General features: G+C 34.2%; 21 protein-coding genes. 15 read left to right on the top strand and 6 right to left on the bottom strand.

Going from position 1 to position 24,195, the window contains the following annotated elements; all coding sequences use genetic code 11:
- Positions 1–215: 215 nt before the first annotated feature.
- The 3 genes from LC076_RS17955 to LC076_RS17945 form a co-directional block, all read right to left on the bottom strand.
- On the bottom strand, positions 216–2,036 hold the full coding sequence (locus LC076_RS17955) for a diguanylate cyclase (RefSeq protein ID WP_226670465.1): 1,821 nt from the start codon (positions 2,034–2,036) through the stop codon (positions 216–218).
- 150 nt (positions 2,037–2,186) lie between these two features.
- Positions 2,187–2,765, bottom strand: coding sequence for a DUF5317 domain-containing protein (locus LC076_RS17950; protein ID WP_226670464.1), 579 nt, complete (start codon positions 2,763–2,765; stop codon positions 2,187–2,189).
- Between the two features lie 332 nt (positions 2,766–3,097).
- A complete protein-coding gene (locus LC076_RS17945) occupies positions 3,098–3,610 on the bottom strand; it encodes a sigma-70 family RNA polymerase sigma factor (RefSeq protein ID WP_226670463.1) in 513 nt (170 codons plus the stop codon).
- 408 nt (positions 3,611–4,018) lie between these two features.
- Between LC076_RS17945 and LC076_RS17940 the strand changes: the two genes are divergently transcribed.
- From LC076_RS17940 to LC076_RS17900, 9 genes are all read left to right on the top strand, one after another.
- On the top strand, positions 4,019–4,321 hold the full coding sequence (locus LC076_RS17940) for a WXG100 family type VII secretion target (protein WP_264191597.1): 303 nt from the start codon (positions 4,019–4,021) through the stop codon (positions 4,319–4,321).
- 59 nt (positions 4,322–4,380) lie between these two features.
- Positions 4,381–4,524 carry a hypothetical protein gene (locus LC076_RS17935; protein ID WP_226670461.1) on the top strand — a complete coding sequence of 48 codons (144 nt, stop codon included), beginning with the start codon at positions 4,381–4,383 and terminating at the stop codon, positions 4,522–4,524.
- A gap of 53 nt (positions 4,525–4,577) precedes the next feature.
- The gene (locus LC076_RS17930) at positions 4,578–5,825 is read left to right on the top strand and encodes a glycine zipper domain-containing protein (protein ID WP_226670460.1); all 1,248 of its coding nucleotides are present in this window, start codon (positions 4,578–4,580) and stop codon (positions 5,823–5,825) included.
- Positions 5,826–5,834: 9 nt separating this feature from the next.
- The gene (locus LC076_RS17925; RefSeq protein WP_226670459.1) at positions 5,835–6,641 is read left to right on the top strand and encodes a hypothetical protein; all 807 of its coding nucleotides are present in this window, start codon (positions 5,835–5,837) and stop codon (positions 6,639–6,641) included.
- 13 nt (positions 6,642–6,654) lie between these two features.
- Positions 6,655–7,212 (top strand): DUF5381 family protein, encoded by a 558-nt coding sequence (locus LC076_RS17920; protein WP_226670458.1) that lies wholly within the window; start codon positions 6,655–6,657, stop codon positions 7,210–7,212.
- Positions 7,213–7,464: 252 nt separating this feature from the next.
- The gene (locus LC076_RS17915; RefSeq protein WP_226670457.1) at positions 7,465–8,019 is read left to right on the top strand and encodes a DUF5381 family protein; all 555 of its coding nucleotides are present in this window, start codon (positions 7,465–7,467) and stop codon (positions 8,017–8,019) included.
- Positions 8,020–8,272: 253 nt separating this feature from the next.
- Entirely contained in the window at positions 8,273–8,830 is a 558-nt protein-coding gene (locus LC076_RS17910; protein ID WP_226670456.1) for a DUF5381 family protein, read from the top strand.
- Between the two features lie 171 nt (positions 8,831–9,001).
- A complete protein-coding gene (locus LC076_RS17905) occupies positions 9,002–9,559 on the top strand; it encodes a DUF5381 family protein (RefSeq protein WP_226670455.1) in 558 nt (185 codons plus the stop codon).
- 190 nt (positions 9,560–9,749) lie between these two features.
- The gene (locus tag LC076_RS17900; RefSeq protein WP_226670454.1) at positions 9,750–9,899 is read left to right on the top strand and encodes a hypothetical protein; all 150 of its coding nucleotides are present in this window, start codon (positions 9,750–9,752) and stop codon (positions 9,897–9,899) included.
- 392 nt (positions 9,900–10,291) lie between these two features.
- Here LC076_RS17900 and LC076_RS24220 read toward each other — a convergent pair whose 3' ends face one another.
- Positions 10,292–10,420: a hypothetical protein gene (locus tag LC076_RS24220; protein ID WP_264191596.1), complete on the bottom strand. Its 129-nt coding sequence runs from the start codon at positions 10,418–10,420 to the stop codon at positions 10,292–10,294.
- A 238-nt stretch (positions 10,421–10,658) separates the two neighbouring features.
- Between LC076_RS24220 and LC076_RS17895 the strand changes: the two genes are divergently transcribed.
- From LC076_RS17895 to LC076_RS17885, 3 genes are all read left to right on the top strand, one after another.
- The gene (locus tag LC076_RS17895; RefSeq protein ID WP_226670453.1) at positions 10,659–11,765 is read left to right on the top strand and encodes a plasmid pRiA4b ORF-3 family protein; all 1,107 of its coding nucleotides are present in this window, start codon (positions 10,659–10,661) and stop codon (positions 11,763–11,765) included.
- Between the two features lie 274 nt (positions 11,766–12,039).
- The gene (locus LC076_RS17890) at positions 12,040–12,333 is read left to right on the top strand and encodes a hypothetical protein (protein WP_226670452.1); all 294 of its coding nucleotides are present in this window, start codon (positions 12,040–12,042) and stop codon (positions 12,331–12,333) included.
- Between the two features lie 154 nt (positions 12,334–12,487).
- Positions 12,488–13,297: a helix-turn-helix domain-containing protein gene (locus LC076_RS17885; RefSeq protein ID WP_226670451.1), complete on the top strand. Its 810-nt coding sequence runs from the start codon at positions 12,488–12,490 to the stop codon at positions 13,295–13,297.
- Between the two features lie 158 nt (positions 13,298–13,455).
- Here the strand turns inward: LC076_RS17885 and LC076_RS17880 are convergent, their stop codons facing one another.
- Positions 13,456–14,613, bottom strand: a complete 1,158-nt coding sequence (locus tag LC076_RS17880; RefSeq protein ID WP_226670450.1) for a YecA family protein — start codon at positions 14,611–14,613, stop codon at positions 13,456–13,458.
- 274 nt (positions 14,614–14,887) lie between these two features.
- Positions 14,888–15,898 carry a D-cysteine desulfhydrase gene (locus LC076_RS17875; RefSeq protein ID WP_226670449.1) on the bottom strand — a complete coding sequence of 337 codons (1,011 nt, stop codon included), beginning with the start codon at positions 15,896–15,898 and terminating at the stop codon, positions 14,888–14,890.
- Positions 15,899–16,049: 151 nt separating this feature from the next.
- On the opposite strand from LC076_RS17875, the gene LC076_RS17870 reads away from it, so the two are divergent.
- From LC076_RS17870 to LC076_RS17860, 3 genes are all read left to right on the top strand, one after another.
- Complete coding sequence (locus LC076_RS17870) at positions 16,050–16,856, top strand: MORN repeat-containing protein (RefSeq protein WP_226670448.1); 807 nt, start codon at positions 16,050–16,052, stop codon at positions 16,854–16,856.
- Positions 16,857–17,182: 326 nt separating this feature from the next.
- On the top strand, positions 17,183–18,028 hold the full coding sequence (locus tag LC076_RS17865) for an SGNH/GDSL hydrolase family protein (RefSeq protein ID WP_226670447.1): 846 nt from the start codon (positions 17,183–17,185) through the stop codon (positions 18,026–18,028).
- 619 nt (positions 18,029–18,647) lie between these two features.
- Positions 18,648–24,185, top strand: a complete 5,538-nt coding sequence (locus LC076_RS17860; protein ID WP_226670446.1) for a tandem-95 repeat protein — start codon at positions 18,648–18,650, stop codon at positions 24,183–24,185.
- Positions 24,186–24,195 lie beyond the last annotated feature (10 nt).

Raw genomic sequence — 24,195 nt, 5'->3', positions numbered from 1 at the left:
TAGGAGTTGTATCTAGAAATCTATTAGGACCAGATAGTACATGCTTTTATTCCATATCTATGTATAATAGGGAAAAGAAAGTTTATTCATTTAACAATAAAGGACCGTTATATTTCTTAACCGTCCTTTATTGTTTATTTCGTTAACAATGAGTATTTTTTTGTTAAGATCCCAAATTGAGGAGGACTAACAGTCTATCTATATATAACCACATCCTAACTCCGAACCCTATCACCATATTTACATTCCACCATCTTAATAAAAGGCTCAACATAGTTCGAATCAAACTGCTGACCAGAGCATTGGCGTAACTCGCGAATAGCTTCTTTGAAATTTTTCGTTTTTTGATAAGGTCGTTCAGTTGTCATCGCATCAAAAGAGTCAATAATGCATAAAATTCGAGCTAGCTTAGGAATGTGATCTCCTTTTAATCCATAAGGATAGCCTTTTCCGTTGTAATGTTCATGATGAAGTTCAACTAGTGGAAGCAGGTCATCATATTTTTTTGTGGATGCTAGAATTTCTTTGCCATAGATCACGTGTTTTTTCATCATTTCCCATTCATGGGTCTCAAGCTTGGTTTTTTTGTTAATGATGTCACGGGGAATTTCTAGTTTTCCAATGTCATGAATAAGTGCACCTAAAATTAACCGACGCTTTTCTTCCTCAGTCAGTTGTAGAATTTCGCTCATGTCTACAGCATAGTGAAAAACTCGTTTACTATGTTGGTATGTATAAATATCTTTTGAAAGAAAGATTTCTAACTGTTTTTCTAATGAATCTACTTCTTGTTTGTATTGTAAGCTTTCTTGATCAACGAGGCCCTCTTTAAAGATTTGGCAATTGTTTTTTCCTTCTGCTTTTGCGTAATAAAGTGCTCGATCTGCCTTTGCTAAGAGCTCAGAAGAACCATAAGTCCCTGCTTCATATTGGACGATACCCGCTGAAAAAGAGAGACATCCTAATGGTAGGCATTCAGTTCCGTTAAAGGGTGAATCATTATATTCCTTGCGAATTTTGTTAACAAACGACAATGCTTTAGCCTGTGTGGTGTTCGGCATGATTAGCCCAAACTCTTCTCCACCGTACCTAGCAGCTGTATAAGGTAGACCTTTTACTTTTTGTAATAAAAAATCTCCGAAAAATGTAAGTAGTTCATCACCTTTGATATGTCCATTACTATCATTGAATCTTTTAAAATCGTCAAGATCGAGAAGGGCAACACAAAAGGGTTCATCATCATTATTGTTTTTAATGATATCATCTAGCTCCAGCTTAAAATATCCGTGATTATATAAACCGGTCAAAAAGTCTTTTCTTGCTTTAATTTCTTCATGTTTATATAAAGAAATGAGTTTACTAAAAGCAAAGGAAACGGTGATTGACAATGAAATAAATAAAAACATACCGAATATTGGTTCACTTTGCAGAAGAATCAAGAGTACGAGAGATAAGACCAAGGTACATAAGTATCCAGTAAAAGCTTCTTTTAGGCCATCTTCACTAAGCAAGCTTTTTAGGACAGTATTCATAGAAAGTTTTGCTGATAAAAAATAAAAAATCCACATGATCAAAACATTTAGAACGAAATAGACTGTTAAAGAGATAAAATAAGCCCATAATTTTGTGATATCAATATTTCCTATTTCTCCTCCTGTTAAAAGAAAAACATAATAGGCACTGATAATCATAATTGAATAGTTGGCTGTATTAAATAAATGCTTCCACCAAGCAAGATCATAACGAATAAAAAAGTAGGCTAAGCTGCTAAGTAGCAAAACCATTAAAGAAACATTCAAACCGAATAGGAAGATACAGGCTAAAAAAATAGCTGAATCCATTGACAATGAATTTCCTGTAAGAGGGAGGATAATTTTAAAGTGATTTAAGAGAAGAATCGCTCCGATAACAGTATAGATTAGTACCCAATTTGACAGTTCATCTATCTGAAGAGGAACATGGAGAGCAAAGAGTAGTGCACTTACTCCTGCTATAAATGACACATATATATTTTTACTATTGATCAATATAATCACACTCACAACCTATGTATTTCTGGGGAGGAAAGAAATCCCCCCCAATTATTCGATCAATCAAATTTCCAACCTGATGTTAAAGCGATAATAGCTGAACCAAGGATGATAAGATTAAAAATGATATTTTTTGTTTTAGGCTTCATGACATTTTCACCTCCTTAAAGTGGCAGTTTGCGGATACATACTTTCCTCTTTACGTAGCATAATTGATTGAATGGATAAAAACGCACCAATATTCATAATGATGTCACCAATACTAATCACTTGCTCTATTGGATAAGGTGCTCTTAAAGGGATAATATCTCCTAAAAAAGAGAACATGGTGTTGTCTGTCATAAACGCGTGTTTTGCATATAAACCTTCTTTTGCTGTATCAAAATAAGAAGGATCAAGAAGCAAAATCGCTTCATGTGAAACAGGCATTCTTCCCCCGTTTAATAAGATAACAATAAAGTTAAGAAGGACGCCCCAAAAAATCAACCTAAAATGTGCGTGATGACGATTTAACCATAAAAAGACTAAACCAATGATATAGACAGCTACAAATGAGAAGGTACTAATTTCTCCGATCCAAGCAATCTTATTTTGGAAAGAAAAAATGAAAAACTGAAACAAAAGCAGTGCCGGAAAAACCCAGCCCATCTTAAACTGAATATCTCCAAAACCTTTCAAACTACCACCACGAAGAAATCCTATGACTAAAGCTAATAAAATACCGTCATAAACCATTATGTGATCTTCCTCCAACCATCATGCAACAAATATTTACAAAATATCACAATTTTCTGTTTTTATTATAATCTATCAGAGTTTACTAATTCTAGTTAAATTTTACAATTGAGACTTTTGGCATCTCTTGGGTTTTAGGGTAGGTCCTTTGGCACGGTTGTTGTGTCTGTCACTACCCGAAATTTCTTGTTACACAAAATGTTTCATAAATTCCTTATGACGAGTGTATTCTCACTTAATCTGATTACAGGTGCTTAGGAAGGTATATGGGGAAAGGGGAAAGCGCCTTGTCCCATTATTTATAAAGAAATTAATTTACTCATTTTTTTACCTTAAAGCTCTCTTAAATTCTCCCTAAAATCAAGCATTCTTAGCTTGATTAATGCATCTCTACGCCAACTTTTTACAGCCGAAATTGACACTCCTTCATCTTTTGCTATTTCACTAGGTGTATATCCATAAAGGCAATACGCCTTTAACCATTTGCTTTGATTTAAAGTTAATGTAGAGGAAATCTCTTCAAACACAGATTCTGATAGAATAGCTGTAAAATCATCACTGCTTATTTCGCCCTGAGTAAAAAAATCCTCTAACAATTCTTCTTTTTCCTGCTTTATCCGATCACCAGTAAGAGCAGATTTCATCCGGCCTATGATAAAAGAATAAGCATAAGACTTAAATTCTCCTTTTTCTTCATCAAATCGTTCTGAAGCCTCCCATAATGCAATACATCCAATTTGATAAAATTCCTGTTTATTTTTGTAAATAGATAATCTCTTAATAATATGGTAAATCATTGGTTCAAATTGTTGATGCAGTTCTACAAATCTCACATCTTGATACATGTAAGAGTCCTTCTAAGAATGCATTCTTGTGTATTCCGCGGTAAGTTGAGAATAGCAACATATGAATATAGATAAAAATTGCGATATGAAGCAGATGGAATGGAATGGAGACCTTATAACGGGCATATTTCTAAGAATTATTGATCATATTTGAGATGAATTGATGGAGATGTTGATGTTATGATGCTTTTTTAAAAACACTGGTGAAGGGCAGAGCCTTTTAAAAAAGAGTCATTTTACCTATATTCATTTCTCATTTCATTACTGGAGACTTATGGAAGTGAAATGGTAATTATAGTAATATTTACATAGCTGTAAGCCGGTATTGTATTAAATCTTAGCGACAACATCTTGAATGAAATGAAAATGAAGATAAAGAGATAAGTAACTCCCAAATGAGGTGAAATGATGAATTCAGATCAAGTAAGAGCATTGGCCAGAGTGTTTCAGGAATCTTCTGAAACAGTTAAATTTGATGAATTGAAATTAAAGCAAAGCACACATACAAACACGGAGAAATGGACAGGAGAAGCACGGAATAAATTTGATTCCCTTCTTGATGAGGCAGCCGTTTTATTTCAAAGGCATTCAGACAATCTGTACAACATCAGCAAAGAGTTAGAAAGTGCAGCATATGAAGTGGACAGAGTGAGAGAAGAGATTGAAAGACAAAGAGAATTAGAGCGCCTTGCTTGTATGAGGGATGATTAATGAATGAAGTGGTATGCACCTTTATGTCAAGGTTTGCTCTCATTTAAAAGGAGAAAAAAATGAATAGTGATAAATCTAATAACAATAATGTGAACGACAAAAAGCCTGTCAATGAAGGGTGTATCACACCAGGTTGTGTAGATTTTTTTGTACTACCATTACAGATCATTATTTTAGGTCATTACTTTCTAAATAGTATTTAGTAGGTATAAAAGTATTTATAACGTTTTAATTAAATGAAAAAGAGAGTGATAGAATGGGAAATAAAATTTCAGTTGATCCAAACAGGTTAGAGGATTTAGCTAATGAGTTTGTCGTTCATTTAACAAACATTGAAGAGGAATACAAAAGTCTTCATATGGAACTGGTAAATCTAATCAGCAGTGCTCCAGCAGAATATCGTCATTGTTTTTATCAAGTTGGTGATCCATGGGGAACAGGTAATAGATTAACAGACCTTCTAAGTGAAATGGAAATCGACCTCCGAATGACAGCAAATAAATTTGCCGAAGCGGATAACTTAGTCGGCAAACTTTATAAACTGTATGAGAAATATGGAGCTTTAACATCGATGAGTGCTTTAGTAACAAAGCAGTTAACTTTTTATGGACTGGGTTTTACGCAATTTGCAAAAAATGCAGACGGTGCATTTACATATAAACATATGGGCGCTCTTCATCAATTATCAGACACAATTGATAATTCCAAATTTAGGAATATATCGCGAGCCTATTTAAACCCTACTTTTCTTATGAAAAAGTATAGAGATGTTCCATTTGCTGATTTGGTTAACAGAAAAGTGGCTAATTATTTACCGGATGATGTTGTTAAGTTTACTGATAGTTCAAGAAGCTTATTTAGAGGAATGACAAATAACTCAATAGATTCAGCGAAATTTAAATCATTTGTTCAAACTGGAACGAAATTTGCAAAAACAAATGCTGTTAGTGCTGTATTAGTGACTGGGGCAATGGAAGTAGGTGGAATGGGACTTAAAATTTCCGAAAACTATGCTAAATATGGAAATAATCCAGAGGTCTTAAAACGGGAGAATGCAAAAGCTGTGGGGAATGCAGTAAATAAAACAATAGCCGTTTCTGGAGGATCCATTGCTGGTGCAGTAGTAGGCGGTGCTTTAGGCAGTTTAGTAGGTCCAGTTGGTACTGTTGTAGGTGCTGCTGCAGGCTCGTTTGTAGGTGGACTCGTTGGAGAACAAGCGGCAAAACTTACAGCAGGTTTAGCAGAGAAAGCGGCTTTAGCTTTTAAAGAACCTATCCACGATGGACTTGAAATGATTAGAGGTGGTTTGGAAAAAGTAGGAACTGTTGTTGAAGGAGTCAATAAAGGAGTTGATTTTGTAAATAATCAAATTAAGGATACTATTGCTGATCCAATAGGGAAGATAAAAGAACTAGGTAAAGGAGTATCAAAAGCAAAGGAAACTGCTAATTCTCTTTTCGATGGAGCAAAGAATTATCTTGAAGATAAATTATCATTTTTTTAAGGAGGACATATGGATACCATTCAATTTAGTATAGAAGAATTAATTTTTTCATTTTATAGTGAAGGGCTATTTGAACAGGGAATATCTATCAAAGAGGCATATTTCCCCGAACTACAAGATTCAGAGCTAAAACTGATGCTTGAATTTGCTTCACGTTCGCTATTAGCGAAAGATATGATTAAGGAAGTTGAAAATCAGTATAAACTAAAAGATGAATTCGCTGCCTATATTCATACATTAAATTATGCTGAATATACTGTGAAGGCTTCTAAACATCACTTTGATTTAAGTGGTGAAGAAAGTATCTCATTTCATTTTAAAAGTGGAGAGGTTTATTTACATAAAGTATTGTTTGAAAATCAAGTTCATTCGATTTCTAAAATTTCAGAAGAAGAAATCTTATCAGTTATAAATAAGTTTTATAACTTTCAGAATTTACAAATATCAGAAAGTGAAAGTGACGTACTTGTACAGTTGAAAAGTGAAGAATTTGAAGAACTCCTGGAAGATGTAAGTAGAACAGATTCTTTATTAGAATCAATTGTTGAAAAATGGATCACCGAAAAGGGACATTCTAGTAGTATATTTGAGTTTTTAAATGACCTTTCTAACAGAAATGGGAAAATGGATAGCTTGATAAGTTTTAAGTATGATTCTGAAAATAAACCTAACCTAATGGACCTATATTTTATCATTCCCGGAAAGAAGGAATGCTGGATAGCTACAAGGAACAATGACCTTGACCTGAATATCAAAAGAGTAAATGAGTCATCTATTCGAACTCTATTATTTAAAAGCGGTATTCATTCAGCATAAGGAGGTATATCATTTGCTAAAAGTTAAAAGAGAAAATGAATTTATCCATATAAAAGGATCTAGGTTCATGTATGTTTGGATGTTCCTAGCTACTGTTGGTTTCTTGATCGCTTGCTCTGCCTTAATCATAAATGGTTTGAAATTTGATTCAAAGTATTCCTTATTTTATCTAGCTGGAGGTTTGATTTTTACTCCTTTCTATCTCTATCTAACTCTGTGGTCACTTCCAGGTCTCATCCCAGGTAAGACACTGTTAACGATTGTACAGAGTGATAATGGTTCAATAAAATCAAAAAAAGGTACAGTATCTATTACCAATATCCGTAATATCGATTTAGTGAGAAATCCACTGAATTTGATCAACGATATTATCATTGAAACCTTTGATAATAGGAGGGTCAAAATTCGAACATATAATATATTAGATGACTTAGATTATCAGGTAATGGTAGACCAATATATTTATCCTTATATGACTGAAAATACAAGGGAAGTTTGGGATCGTAAGGTGAATTTAGAGTTATTGTTAAAGGAAGTCAGGTATGAACGGCAGGAGCAGAAGATTAATTGACCTTCATTTTGCTTTCGCTAAGTATTGAGGTGAAACTAGATTTTCCTTATGGTTTTTCAAGAGAGATCTGTACGTAAGACACTAATAGTATCCATTCTTTTTGTGCTAATAATTTAAGCATGCTTAATAAGATATTGTTGTTAGAACGCAAAATGCTACTTTCTTGGTGGATTTTTATTAGAGAAATTAATGTTTAATGATCTAAAGAACAATTTATAAACATATTTCTATCGATCTAAGGAGGTTCACCATTTGTTAAATCCAAAGATAGAAAATGATGTTATCAATATAAAAGGTTCTAAATTTATGTATGTGTGGATGCTCCTTGCTACTGTAGGTTTTTTAATTGGTTGTTTGATTTTGATTATAAATGGATTGAAGTTTGACTCTTATTACTCTTTATTTTACCTAGGTGGTGGATTAATCTTCACTCCTTTCTACCTTTACATAACTCTCTGGTCACTACCAGGTTTTATTCCAGGAAAAGTCCTCTTAACAATAATGAGAGGTGAGAATGGGATGATTAGATGGAAGAAAGGTACAGTTTACATTAAGAATATACGTAATATAGCTCTAGTGAGAAACCCATTTAATTTAATTAATGATATTGTTATCGAAACCTTCGATAACAGAGTGATAAAAATTCGTACATACAATCTAATAAATGACCTTGCATACCAAATGATGGTAGATCAATATATTTACCCGTATATGACAGAAAACTCAAGAATGGTATGGGATCGTAAGGTGGATCTGATTAAATTGAAGGAAGTAGCTAGATATGAAAGAGCCGAACAGAAAATGTAAATTTGTGTTACTAAAGAAGACATCTGTCATACAGTTAATTCGCGTGCCTATCATTACGACTCGGTTAATGTCTAATATAGCTTATATTTAAGAAGGCTTCCATTTACTAGATAGAAGATTTAGCTGTGAAAATGGAAGTCTTAACAATGGTTATCCTCTAGGAAAAAACTCAGTATACAATGAGCAACAAATTAAGCTGTATACACTATTACTAACTAACAAATTCTTTCTTCATAAGGAGGAGATATGTCATTTGTTAAACGTAAAAGAAATAGGAGAAACAATTAAAATAAAAGGTTCAAAGTTTATGTACGGATGGATGATCTTATTTTATTTAGGTGGATTGTTAGGCTGTTTATTTTTAATAGTTGAAGGATTTTCATTCGAATCAAACTACTCGTTGATTTATCTTTCTGGAGGAATCATTTTCTTTCCTATTTTTTTATATTTAACTCTTTGGTCTCTTCCGGGTTTTATCCCCGGAAAAACCCTGTTAACAATTGATCAAGGCAAGAAGGGTACGATAAAGTCGAAGAAAGGCAAAGTGTATTTTAAGAATATCCGTAATATTGACTTAGTGAGAAACCCGTTCAATTTGATTAACGATATTATCATTGAAACCTTTGATAATAGAAGGGTCAAAATCCGAACGTATAATCTTATTGATGAACTAGATTATCAGGTAATGGTTGATCAATATATTTATCCTTATATGACAGAAAATTCAAGAAAAGTTTGGGATCGTAAGGTGAATTTAGAGTTATTGTTGAAGGAAGTCAAGTATGAACGGCAGGAGCAGAAACTTAATTAAAGTTCATGTGTTTTTCTTGCTCTTGAGTTTTGTCATAATACAACAGGATTTAGCTTTCCTCCATTAATGATGTCTTTTCTATTCTTGATGTTTAGATTATATTACTACATCTCCAGATCATAATTTTAGGTAATGATACTAGGTTACCATAGCGTTATCAGGAGGTCCTTTATGTTAAATGTTTTTAGCGAGAATGAGAATGTAATCAATATAAAAGGGTCAAAGTTCATGTACGGTTGGATACTGCTAGCTTTGTTTGCAGGAGTGTTTTCTTGTTTGTTTTTGATTTATCATGGTTTAAAATTTGATTCAAGCTATTCATTATTTTATCTTGGGGGAGGTATTATGTGTCTGCCCTTTTTTCTTTATGTATCACTTTGGACTCTACCCGGCCTAATCCCTGGGAAAATTCTACTAACCATATCGCAAGGAAAGAACGGAACGATAAAATCAAAAAAAGGTACAGTTTTTATTACAAATATCCGTAATATTGATCTAGTGAGAAATCCTCTGAACTTGATTAATGAAATTATTATAGAAACCTTCGATAACAGAGTGATAAAAATTCGTACATACAACCTTATTGATGACCTTGCATACCAAATGATGGTCGATCAATATATTTACCCTTATATGACAGAAAATTCAAGGAAGGTATGGGATCGTAAGGTTGATCTGGAACAATTGAAGAGAATAGCTAAATATGAAAGAACTGAGAAGGAAGTTTAGAGGAACTAGGGGCCTGGTTCATCATTAAACTTTTGATAATATTTAAGTAGCTACTGCCAAAGCTCAGTTTTTGTCGATGATTGTTAGGCTGGTAGAATGAGAGGTAATGATAAGATAGAGTTGCAACTTAATATTGTGAGGGTGGTTGGTTGTCAGTCTTCTTTCCGTTCAAGGAAAGGAGGTGATAATCATGGAAATATTTCTTGAGTTACTAAGAGAAGTTCTAAAAGGGATGGTGCGTGAAATAGGTGCTTACTTCTTTCGGAAGAATGTATTAGAACAAAAGAAAACCACCCCGCGCCGTAGGAAGCAAAAGGGTGGTTCTAGGAATACTAAGTAAGATTCTGACAACCACTACCCTGACGGTAAAAGTTGCAAGGAGAAGTGTTAGTCGCACTTCTCTTTTTTCATTATATGTCAATTATAACTGAAAATATTCATTTGGCAAAGGGAAAAGGTAATGGGAAGTCTATCCCTAAACCGCTTAAGGAAATGGCTATAAATGAAAGTTTGAGCAATTTATATATACAGCACTGTCATAATTGGAGTTTATCGAAAAGAGAAATGTATTTTCAACTACAAATAACTCTTTTCCTCTTATGGTAACTAAACAAGAATGTATTGATTGCTACTAAATTAAAACATTTCAAGATGTTTCGTGCTGTCTTAAAATCCCACACTCGCCATTTTAACGATTAGCTATAGCACAATCATGATGCTTTCTTACTTTCGTTATAACATCCCACCAGCCAACTTTTTACGGAGAAACTCTGACTCTGATAAGATAGATGAAAAATCATCATTACTTGTTTTCTCTCTAGTAGAAAATTCTTCTAAAAGCTCCTCTTTTTCTTGCTTCACTCGATTTCCGTAAGAGCAGATTTCATTCAAACAATTATATAAGAATAAGTATAAGACTTAAATTCTCCTTTTTCTTTATCAAATCGTCGTGAGCCTATAATGCAGTACAATCAATTTGATAGAATTCCTGTTGGTGAAAAGTTGATGATGATCATGGCTATATGATATGTTTTGAGAATTAAACGTGAAAAAACATTATGGAAAAGATCGTTGTTCTGTTTCCAAGGAGTGAAAATAAATGCTGATACAATGCACAAAAAAGCTTTTAACCGAATTAAAGGTCAAACCAGCACTAACTTCAGAAGAAAATGCTCTATTTTCTTGGCATGCCAATTTTTTAACGATAAACAGGAGAAAAACACTTGTGCTTATGAATGATAGCAATCGTTATATAATTGTTCTTCATGGACTAAAGGCTGCTCATATAAAAAAAATAGATCAGTTTATTTTACAATCGATTGAAGAAACTTTTCGTGATGAGGGAGTAAAGGACGATGTGATTGAGCAATATATTTCTCAGGCTAAAGAAGTGGCATTCACAACGACAAAAGATCGAACACATGTGGCTAGATTAAATAAAGCATGTGAAGCTGTGGCTGCTTTTGAAAGCGAATTAAATCTAGACAAAATCAATCAGTCTGCTCTTAATAAGTGGGTAAGTCGTTTGATTGTTGGTAACGGGAAGAATGATTATTCTAGTCCAAATGAAGACCTATATGCTGATCTTTCAAATCTGGTAGGTAATCGGATTTTTTCACCAGAAGCACTTATTCTTCATGTGAAATTGATTTTAGAAAATAGACATATTTGGCGTAGAATTGTTGTTCCGAAAAATATTACATTTACAGATCTACATAAAACATTGCAAATTGTTTTTGGTTGGCAAGATTGTCATCTTCATGAGTTCACCATTTATAAAGCTAAGCCAAAAGATATTGATAAAATGAAGCACAATGATGACAATTTGATGCCAGTGACTAAGATAGTGAGTCATGAAGAGGCTTTTGAACTTGAAAGTAGTGTCCCCGTGAAATTTGAAACAGGGGAAAAGCTTGTTGATTATCTTCCAGCTGAAATAGAATACACATATGACTTTGGAGACGTTTGGCAGCATTCAATTGTTGTTGAACAGATGATTGATAACTATGATGTAAATCATCCAACTTGTCTTGCTGGTGAAGGAAATGCACCACCAGAAGATGTTGGTGGGGAACCTGGATATGAAGAATTCCTTAAGATTATTGCTGATCCAACCCATCCTGAATTTAGGTATATAAAACAGTGGGGGATAAGCCAAGGGTATGAGGATTTTGATATGGAGATGATAAATTTCAAACTTAGTTAAGGTGCCTGTCACGCCCCGAGTTTTGTCGAAAAACAAGAAGAACACTCCGCTCGACTAGAAGCAAAAAGTTGTTTCTCAAGAAATTAATTTACTTTCCTATTGGTAAGTTCCAGGGAGAAGTATAAAGCGCACTTCTCTTTTATATTTTCGTATTCTTAACAAATAAAACTAAAAACAAATCTAAGATTGGATACAGTCCCAGTTCTCAAATTAAAAAGTAAAATCTCTTCCTACGTAACCGATATATTATAAGAAGTGGTAACGAGGAAGAAAGATGCTATGGTTATTAAACCCTATAGGAATAGGGATTGTGTTACTAAGTTGGTTTGTTAGTTTTATTCTGTTTCGAAAGCTAACATCTAAAAAAGAAAAAATACTAGCAATGGGAACAATGACACAAAATATGTGCTTTTTAGTAGCATTTGTTTCAGCTTTTTATTTTGTAGGAAACTTAAATGACTTAGAAAAGTTCGGTCATGGACTTGCATTAAGTTTATTTTTAGTTGTCATTGGAACGGTTGTTAAAATAATATGTGAACTTATTGGAAGATTAAAAGTAACAAACTAAATAGGTGCAATGAAAGTCAGTGTACTTTTGCTGGCTTTTTTTTGTTCTATTACAATGTATTTTTAAAAATTAATAAAAAAATACAAAACCAACGCTACCCTTGATCTCATATTTCCCTATATAACCTATGAACAAATATAGGGAGGTACTCGACATGAAAAAAGCCATTACAACAATAGCATCAATTGATACATATAAAACGCTATCAACATTCTCAAGCCTTGAAGATTTAAACCAATCCATTTACAGCCACATCACCCATCATAAAAACAATCTAACAAAAACAATGATCATCATTTTAAAACTATTAGGAAGATACAGTGTAAAATATTTAGGAGTTTCATATTTAACCAAAAATAAAATTGCTGAAATGGTCGGCAAAACTCGTCGAACGATTATACGTGTTTGTGCTGCACTTGAAGATTTAGGGATTATTAAGCAACATGAAATGAAGAGAAACAGTGATCAACAACAAACATCTAACGCGATTGTAATCCAGCCATTTGTAGAAGAAGCAGATGTAGAAACTACATATGTCACACAAGATCAGCCTAAAAATGTCACACCAAAAAACAATTTTTCTTCCTTAAACAATTTAAAAGATCTAAAAACGTATAACAGTCCCGTTCTGATACCATACGAACATTTTCGTGATATGTGTTCTTGCTTTACTACAGAGAAAAAAGAAATTAACCGCCTTTATGGAGTTTATCTTTATCAAATAAAAGATATTAAGGATTATTATAGTGAAAAACAGCTTCTTGACTTAGGCACTGTAGCAATTAAGCTAGCTTACCAAGCGACAAAGAGAAAGAAAATTAATAATCTGTTTGGCTATTACAAAGGTGTATTGGATCAGCTACTAACAAGACTTTCTGTTGAGGAAGGTAGAGAACAATATTGGTCTCTGGAAAGTGATTCTACTATGGTTGAAAACCTAAGGAGTAGGGGATATGCGTTGTGAGGTGCCTGTCACGCCCCGGATTTTCTTGTTTCACAGAATATATATAAGTCCAAATTTGAGTGAATATCAGAAAAAGAGAGAGGCTAATGAACATAAGTATTCATTACCTCCCTTTGTCTATCGTGTGAATGGAAGTTTATAGGGTTAAACTTAACGTCTTAACCACAACACTTCTTAAATTTCCTCCCACTACCACAAGGACATGGGTCATTACGTCCAACTTTCGTAGAATTTGCTATTTTTTGATTGAGTTCTTTCGCTCTTTGTTCCTGGTCTTTTTCTGCATTTACTAATTTTTGTTTCCACTGATTTAACATTGGATGATCAACCTCGTTTATCACACAACAAGCATACAATGACTCTTCGAGATTCAGTAATCCGTCGTTATAACCTTCTTCGATGAAATCTATAATCATCGGAATGGCTCTTGTTGAAAGCTGTGTTAACAAAGCATCAGCTATCATTGTTTTGATTGTCTTATCTTTTACTATTTGAAACTGACGCAATAGTATTTCTTCTGCAAGAGGTAGTTTAATATTTGCTATAATATCTACTGCAGAATAGGATGTATCAACTTGTTGAAGATTCTTTTCTACTTCTTTTAGTACTTCCTCATTACCGATTTTAATTAATGCTGTTGCAACTTCTTCTAGTAAAAAGTCTTCCTCTGTTCTTTCTAATAGGGTTGATAGGGTAGGCACTAGTGATTCTACTTTTTGTTCACCTGCCAGAAACACATTGTAAATTCCGTTAAAGGAAAAATAGTCGTTTTCTATTTCTGCTTCAATTCCAGCTGCAATGTCCCAAAAGTTTTCGGGTTCATACACACCATGTTTTATCAGTTCTTTGAATACTCTCTTTCCAAAACGATATAATTGATTGTTAAATTCGCCTTCGAGTTGGTTCATTATAGTGCCGGCTTCCATAAATAACTGTTCACTATTCATGGATAAAAGAGAAAAATAATGATCTAAAGCACCTTTGTTAATGTATGGTGTTAACTGATCTTTAAATTTAAACAGTAGATCTGTATCACAGCGATCTAACATACTTACGTACCAAATTTTATTTCCATCTTCTTTTTCTAAACGTAGAAGAACCTCTTTTAACATTTTTTCTGTAAAAGGAATTTTACTTGTATAAGGAATAATTTTGTTTACCATAGGAGTTATCGGTAGTTTATCCATAGCTTCAAAAGCAAGAAAAAAGGTATGCTCTGTACCTAAATAACTTTTATCTATGGTTGTTAATGCAAACGAACGTAATACCTTATCATCACTTAAGATATAGGGCTGTACTTTTTCTAAGAATGTCATAGTGGGGAGATTTCCTCTCTCGGTTTATTTGATTTTATTTCGGGCGGTGCCTGTCACCACCCGAATTTTCTTGTTTCACACAATGTTCCACAGCTTGAACCACCAATAGGAAAAGGATAGTTGAGGCAAATAAACAGCTTTAACCCCTTTTCTATAATTCTTTATTTTTTAAAGAGTAGAGTAAATTAAAGGTATATTACTTTAATTAAGTACTTCTTAAAAACATCTCTTTAAATAACATAACTCACCATTCACATAGAAATTTACTTGTACACTAAGCTTCAAAATCTCTAAAAATCTCAGTATTAGCATACAACCCAGGAGCTCCACCAGAGTGGACAAACAAAACGTTTTCTTCCTTTTTAAAATATCCTTTACGTATAAGATCAATAAGTCCTGCTGCAGCTTTACCAGTGTATACCGGATCAAGTAAAAGTCCTTCCGTTTTTGCAAACAATTTGACTGCTTCCACCATTTCAGGCGTAGGGATTGCATAGCCTTCTCCAACATATTCATCAAAACAGGTAACGGCATCAGATGGTATCGGATGTTGAATCCTTATGTGTGCTGAAGTTTCTTTAACTAATTGAAAGACTTTTTCTTCCTGCATGGCCTTTCCTCTGCTTACATTTATTCCTACAACAGGAATATTACTTTGAGTGCTAGCGAATCCAGTAATCAAGCCTGCGTGCATTCCACCACTTCCACTTACACAAACAACGGAATGAATGTTGATTCCTTGTTCAAAGGTTTGTGCTAATACTTCGTTTGCACAAGCAGCATATCCTGTTGCCCCGATAGCTGTTGATCCACCAACAGGAATGATGTAGGGTTTGCGACCATTAGCTTCTACTTCTTGTGCTATTTGTTGCATTTCTTTCATTAAATCTGTTCCATTTGACACAACCTTAATGTTTTCTGCACCTAATATATGATAGAGAAAATAATTTCCGTTACGTTCTGGTTTATCAGAATTTTTGACTAGGTTTTCTTCTAACACAAGAATGCACTTCATTTTCTCTTTAATGGCAGCTGCTAGGGTTAGGCGACAATGGTTTGATTGAATGCCTCCACAAGTAATTAATGTATCTGCACCTTTTGCGAGTGCATCGGCTACAATAAATTCTAATTTTCTTGTTTTATTTCCACCAGCTGCAAGACCAAGTAAATCATCTCGTTTTACATAAATAGATGGTCCACCAAGATACTCAGAAAGATGTTCTAATTTTTCGATAGGTGTAGGTGCTGAAGTATAACGTCGTCTAGGGAATTTTGCTAGATTCAAAGTAAAAACCTCCTTTGTGGTGCCTGTCACGCCCCGGTTTTTGTCGAATTCAAATACTTTTACATATAATTTCCTTTTCCTAGTAGTTATTTTTTATCATTATATGTAAAATTATGTTTATGATAAAAATGGTAATAGGTTAGGAGATAACATGAAGTGTAGTGCTTGCAAACAAACTGATCGTTTAGCTCATACTATTTATTTGGATAAAAACAATAAACTTATGGATGAAAGTGAATTAACTGCTTTTCAAATTCTTCATCCAGAGGATAAAGGTAACACATTTAAAAAGGTCATATTATGTGGCATCTGTTATGAAAAGATCAAGAAAAGTAACAGTAAAGTAAAACTAATTAAGAAACGAACAAATATAATACATACACCTAAAGTAAAAAAATTCAATAATCCCAAAAATTATTATGTTTGTGCTTTTTGTCATACACCGAATGAACCTTTGCGTAATACATGTAAAAACTGTGAACGAGTACTATTTAGCACAGAATATGATACGAAAAGAATCAGTAAATATCAACTTAGTGACAAGAAGACTAGTCGAAGAATCTTAGACTTGTTAGTGGTTCTAAGCGTGATTGCTATAACTGGATTTCTTGTATATAAAGGTGTCCAAGGTCATGTATCAAAGTATACTACTAATGCTTCTTTAGAAGAAGTAGTAAGTAATCAAAGTACACTTGCTTGGAGAGATGGTTCTACTTATACCGGAGACACAAAAAAAGGAAAACCACATGGTAAAGGAACCATGCGTTGGACGGATGGCACAACCTATAAAGGAGATTTCTTAGAGGGAAATATAACCGGTTCAGGAGAGTACACTTGGCAAAATGGAGAAAAATATATTGGCGAATTGAAAGCTGGGAAACCAGATGGTCAAGGAACCATGTACTATCAAGACGGCTCAACCTATACAGGGCAGTGGATCGGTGGGGAGCCGAAGTAGATTTGGTGCCTGTCACCACCCGGATTTTCTTGTTTCACAACAATGTTCCACACAAATCCCAAAACAATTCCATTAATTATCATCAAATATGACCACTTTCAAGTTCATTCGACTTCTTCTTATTAACATTAGGTAAAAGTATGGTGAATGCTAGTATTAGTTATAGTAATTTGTCTAACGATTATGTTAGAAAAGGGTCTTGAAGCACTTTATACTAATTAGTAGACTTCCAACTTTATATCAATAGGAATGAAATATTGATATAGTCGTTAAATTATAGTGGAATCGATTTCAAATAGTGATAGTAAACAGCTGGAGGGGATTTTGTGAAGAGATTGATTTATACGATCGTATTATTGCTGTGTGTTGGCTCAATCATTGCAGGAAATATTCATTGGAATAATAAACTATCAGCTCAAGCTGAAATGTTAAGAGAGCCAGTTAAGGTGGATAACGTGGAAGAAGATAAACATACTGAAGGTAATTTACCAAAAGAGGAGATTGAGAAAGCGGCAGAACCAGAACCAGATAAACAGTCGCATAAGGATCTTTCCACATACATAAAACATCTACCGAAAACGCTACAAGATAAAATAATCGCTTCATCTAAGACAGGTCAACCTTTGCAATTTGTCATTTATGGCTCAGAAAGTTCTCCTGAAGAAAATGGAGCATGGCCAGAGCTTTTCAAAAAGCAACTAGTAGAAACATATGGTGAAGGTATTTTTAACATTACAGTTATATCAGAAGGTGAAAAAACGTCAATTGATGTTAATAGAACAAAATCCTACGAAAAGGTTAGTGAATTAAAACCTGATATCGTTTTATTTGAACCGTTCACAATTAGTGATAATACAGAGAAAATTGCGATGAAAAATCGTTTTGATAGCATAGGGAAAGTGATCGAGAGTTGGAAAGCAGTAAATGAAGAAGTGACAATCTTTTTGCAACCAGGAAACCCGATTTATGGTGCAACGTATTATCCAAAGCAAATTGACGAATTAAGAGTATTTGCTGAGGAACAGAATATTGCATACTTAAATCATTGGGAGAAGTGGCCTGATGCAAAGGATGAAAAACTTAAAAATTATCTTACAGCAGAAAGCTTGCCAAATGATAGTGGTCACAAGGTGTGGATGGAGTATTTGAGTCAATATTTTGTAGGGAAGTAGATCTGGTGCCTGTCACCACCCGAATTTTCTTGTTTCACATAAATGCTTCACAAATCAAAAGGACCTTTAAATAAGGTCCTTTTGATTTTTGACTTTTTTGTATTTTTGAGAATTTTATAAGTTTAGAAGAATGAGTCTTGTTACAGGAGTCTTACTCCAATTGATCAAAGAGTCGACTTTAGTTTTTGGGAATGGGGGAGAATCACTAAGTTATTTGAACCTAAGATTAAGAATGAAGGTAAAAGGTAGGCATGGTGTGTTATATGGGACTTGGACGCTTGACTTGTAAGAAAAGTTAGCAATTAAAAAGAACTTATATTATCTTATTGTCTTTTTACCAAAATAATTAACTTCCTAAATAGATTGTTTCGTTTATCTAATTTTAGTACCTTATTCTATATTAGACAGTTAAATTCTTCCGTTTTATTGTTATTATCATTGTAAAAAATTCATGTAGTATCCTGGTGAAAAATACTTATCTTGTAGACATTATTCCCATGAATTTTCCTTTGAGAAATATATTTTTCTTGACAATGAAAATTGTGACTTTTCCCCTAATTTTTATGCTATATTATCAGAGTTATAGTATATATTTCGTGATTCTTAAGGAGGATTTTCATTGAGTAGTCAAAACAGTCACCACTTTTTATCTTCAAGTAAAAAGAGGTTTTTATTAACAGTAAGTGCTGTTGCTATATTTTCTACAACACTACCTAATGTTAGTTTTGTAAAAGCAGAAGAAATTAATAATCAAAAGGTTATGTTTAGCGAAGATTTAGAATGGATGAAATCAAAAGTAGCTCTTAATAATGATGATATTTCAATAGATTTTACGCAACGTTTTACAACTTCGGTAGATCCTAGCACAATTAAAGTAGAAGTCCTTAATGATCAGAATGTCGTATCTGTTTCGGTTAGTGAACTAAATGTTATTTTAACAGTTAAAGGATTTGGAAATTCACTAATAAAAGTAACTGCTAAGGATGATCAAGGTAATCTTATAACAGATCAATTTGAATTGATTATTAGTAAGATTGGCGATATCAATGGAGATGGCTTGATAACACCTGCAGATGCTCTTTACATCTATCAAGTTACTAGTGGTAAGATAAAATTGAGTACGGAAGAACTCAAACAATTAGACATTAATGGTGATGGAAAAGTAACAAACACCGATGCGAGTTTACTAATGGCTAAGTACGTAGGAAAACCTACAGATTCTACTCCTACAAGTACTAATTATTTTGTAGAATTATCGGAGGTTAACGATGCCCCGATAGCAATAAGTGATAGCTATTCTACTAAGGAAGATCAACCATTAATTGTTGATAGTGCCGAAAATGTATTTAGAAATGATCTTGATATAGAAGACAATACACTTATAGGCATCCAAGTAAGCGAACCTAAAAATGGAAAATTAACCTTCAATAATGATGGAACATTTACATATGTACCTCATGCAGATTTTGTCGGAAAAGATCAATTTTCATACAAAGCAAATGATGGGAAAGTTGATTCAAATGATCAAATTGTAACTATAGATGTATTACCAGTCAATGATATACCTGTTTCTAATGCTGGAACACTTGAAGTAACTGAAGATGAACCAGCAACAGGCACTCTATCAGCAAAAGACATAGATGGTGACGAACTTATTTACAGTATCGTAGCTGATGGAAAAAAAGGAAAAGTAACAATAACAAACACTAAGACTGGTGCTTATAAATATGAGCCAAATCCTAACGCAACAGGCAAAGACAGCTTTACGTTCAAGGTTAATGATGGGAAAGTGGATTCAGGAGTAGCCACAGTAGAAGTTGATATTAAAGCAGTAAACGATGCACCAATAGCGAAGGCAGATCAGTATGAAGTACAGGAAGATACAATTTTAAATGTAGTTGGTCCGACAAGTATTCTAACAAATGATCAAGACTTAGAAAATGACTCTTTAACAGCTGTTAAATTAAGCGAACCTAAAAATGGTAAACTAACCTTCAATAATGATGGCACATTTACATATGTACCTCATGCAGATTTTGTCGGAAAAGATCAATTTTCTTACAAAGCAAATGATGGGAAAGTTGATTCAAATGATCAAATTGTCACTATAAATGTACTTCCAGTCAATGATCTACCTGTTTCTAATGCTGGAACTCTCGAAGTAACTGAAGATGAACCAGCAACAGGCACTCTATCAGCAAAAGATATAGATGGAGACGACCTAACTTACAGTATCGTAGCTGATGCCACAAAAGGAAAATTAACAATATCAAACACTAAAACTGGTGCTTACACATATGAGCCAAATCCTAATGCAACAGGCAAAGACAGCTTTACGTTCAAGGTTAATGATGGAAAAGTGGATTCAGAAGTAGCGACAGTGGAAGTTAATATAAAAGCAGTAAACGATGCACCAACAGCGAAGGCAGATCAGTATGAAGTACAAGAAGATACAGTCTTAAATGTAGTTGCTCCAGCAAGTATTCTAGTAAACGATGAAGATCTAGAAAATGATGCATTACAAGCAATCAAAGTAAGTGATCCAACACACGGCACATTAACGCTAAACGAAGATGGCACATTCATATACACACCAAAAGCAAACTTCCATGGAATCGATCAGTTTACTTATAAAGTAACCGATGGAAAACTAGAATCCAAGGAACAAACGGTCACAATCGACGTAAAACCCGTAAATGATATGCCAACCTCTACAGATGGAACTCTCGAAGTAACTGAAGATGAATCAGCAGCAGGCACTCTATCAGCAAAAGACCTAGATGGAGACGAGCTAACTTACAGTATCGTAGCTGATGCGAAAAAAGGAAAAGTAACAATAACAAACACTAAGACTGGTGCTTACAAATATGAACCGAATGCAAACGCAACAGGCAAAGACAGCTTTACGTTCAAGGTTAATGATGGAAAAGTGGATTCAGAAGTAGCGACAGTGGAAGTTAATATAAAAGCAGTAAACGATGCACCAACAGCGAAGGCAGATCAGTTTGAAGTACAAGAAGATACAGTCTTAAATGTAGTTGGTCCGTCAAGTATTCTAGTAAACGATGAAGATCTAGAAAATGATGCATTAAAAGCAATCAAAGTAAGTGATCCAACTCATGGGACATTAACGTTAAACGAAGATGGCACATTCACTTACACACCAAAAGCAAACTTCCATGGAATCGATCAATTTACTTATAAAGTAACCGATGGAAACCTAGAATCAAAGGAACAAACGGTCACAATTGACGTAAAACCTGTTAATGATAACCCAACTTCTGCAGATGGAACTCTCGAAGTAACTGAAGATGAACCAGCAACAGGCACTCTATCAGCAAAAGATATAGATGGAGACGACCTAACTTACAGTATCGTAGCTGATGCCACAAAAGGAAAATTAACAATATCAAACACTAAAACTGGTGCTTACACATATGAGCCAAATCCTAATGCAACTGGCAAAGACAGCTTTACGTTCAAGGTTAATGATGGAAAAGTGGATTCAGAAGTAGCGACAGTGGAAGTTAATATAAAAGCAGTAAACGATGCACCAACAGCGAAGGCAGATCAGTTTGAAGTACAAGAAGATACAGTCTTAAATGTAGTTGGTCCGGAAAGTATTCTAGTAAACGATGAAGATCTAGAAAATGATGCATTAAAAGCAATCAAAGTAAGTGATCCAACTCATGGGACATTAACGTTAAACGAAGATGGCACATTCACTTACACACCAAAAGCAAACTTCCATGGAATCGATCAATTTACTTATAAAGTAACCGATGGAAACCTAGAATCAAAGGAACAAACGGTCACAATTGAAGTGAAAGCAGTTAATGATAACCCAACTTCTTCAGATGGAACTCTCGAAGTAACTGAAGATGAACCAGCAACTGGCACTCTATCAGCAAAGGATATAGATGGAGATGACTTAACTTACAGTATCGTAGCTGACGCCCAAAAAGGAAAAGTAACAATAACGAACACTAAGACTGGTGCTTACAAATATGAACCGAATGCAAACGCAACAGGCAAAGACAGCTTTACATACAAGGTTAATGATGGAAAAGTGGATTCAGCAATTGCGACAGTGGAAGTTGATATAAAAGCAGTAAACGATGCACCAACAGCGAAGGCAGATCAATATGAAGTACAGGAAGATACAATTTTAAATGTAGTTGGTCCGGAAAGTATTCTAGTAAACGATGAAGATCAGGAAAATGATGCATTAAAAGCAATCAAAGTAAGTGATCCAACTCATGGCACATTAACGCTAAACGAAGATGGCACATTCATATACACACCAAAAGCAAACTTCTATGGAACCGATCAATTTACTTATAAAGTAACCGATGGAAAACTCGAATCCAAGGAACAAACAGTCACAATCGAAGTAAAACCTGTAAATGATATTCCAACTTCTGCAGATGGAACTCTCGAAGTAACTGAAGATGAACCAGCAACAGGCACTCTATCAGCAAAAGACCTAGATGGAGACGAGCTAACTTATATTATTGTAGAAAATGGTCAAAAGGGAAGCGTAACGATTACAGATTCTAAAACGGGTGCTTTTTCATATCAACCTTCTGCAAACCAGACAGGAAAAGACGTTTTCACATATAAAGTAACTGATGGAAACGCGGAGTCAGAGGTTGCTAGAGTGGAATTAACGATTCAAGAAGTTAATGATGTACCTTTAATCTCAACTATATCCGTAAATGGTGAGAAAAAAATTGGTGAGACTCTTACTGGTAGCTATCACTATGAAGATGTAGAAAATGACCTTGAAGGAAGTTCTTTGTATAAGTGGTACAGAGGTTCTAATCAAGATGGTAGTGATAAGGAAGAAATTCAAGGAGCAAATTCTTTAGTATATGTTATTCAAGATGATGATGAAGATAAATATTTATTCTTTGAAGTGACTCCTGTTGCTTTAACTGGAAATCAAACGAATCAAACTTATTCAGTTAGCACTTCAGAGAAAATAGCAGTAAAAGATCGAGTAGCTCCAGTGATAGAAAAAAGTCTTCCAACAAATGGAGCTGTTGATGTATCACCAACAGGAGATTTGATCCTTACATTTAGTGAAAATGTAAAAGCATCTACAGGAAACGTGATAATCCGAAGACTTGATGATGATAGTATTGTTAAGTCCTATCAAACAACAGATAGTAATCAGATTACAATAAACGGAGTGAATGTAACAATTAAACAACCACAGCTTGATAATGGAACAAGCTATTATATTGAGGTAGAACAGAATGCAATAGTAGATGAAGCAGATAATAAGTTTCCTGGATTATATGGTCCAACGGAATGGTCATTTACAACAGAATCTAAAGCTGAATTATTAGCTTTTACACCTATGCCATTTAATGATGAAATGCATCTTTTAGAGGAAGGTGGAGGGTTCATTGAACTCATGTTGTCAGGGGATTCTTTCAAGGAAACTGTGAGTGAGCAAGATTTTATCTTAAATAACGCACCACCAGGTTTCCGAATTGCAGTGGCATATGCTTATGGCGAAATGGGAGGCATACTATTTGAGTACGATGGTACTGATTTTGATATAGATTTCAACCAGCTATCAATAACAGCTAAAGAATCGGCTACTGTAAAAGGAAAATCTGTTACTTCAAATCCGATGACGATTAGATCTCAAATAGAACAACCATCAGGTTTTATCTCAGAATATTTACAAGGACCTGGAAATAATACGGCTGTTGAAATTTTTCCTCCTGTCAATGGAGATTTAACAGGTTATGAGCTAGAGGTTCATAAATGGAATAGTAATCTTGGAAAAAAGGATATCTTAAACGTGCAGCTTTTTAGTATGGGACTTGCAAATGCACCGTTTATTATTGTTGATCGAGCTTTTTATGAATATATGGATGTAACTAGTGCTTGGTACTATAATGATGAAGCTACATTAGTCAGTCCTAATACAGTTATCAATGCCCTTGTCCTAAAACATAATGGAAGAATTGTTGATGTATTAGGTGATCCGAGGATAAGTGGTTCAAATCCAATTTTACCAAATGGAGGAACACTTGTTAGAAACCCAGGACTAACACATGGTTCATATGGTTATGTGAAAAATCAGTGGCAACAGTATCCTGTTGGAACATATCAATACATGGGTAAACATACAAACTAGGTTTTTTAAA

Source organism: Metabacillus litoralis, from assembly GCF_020524045.1.
Lineage (GTDB): Bacteria > Bacillota > Bacilli > Bacillales > Bacillaceae > Metabacillus > Metabacillus litoralis_C.
This window is presented reverse-complemented; position numbering and strand designations above follow the sequence as displayed.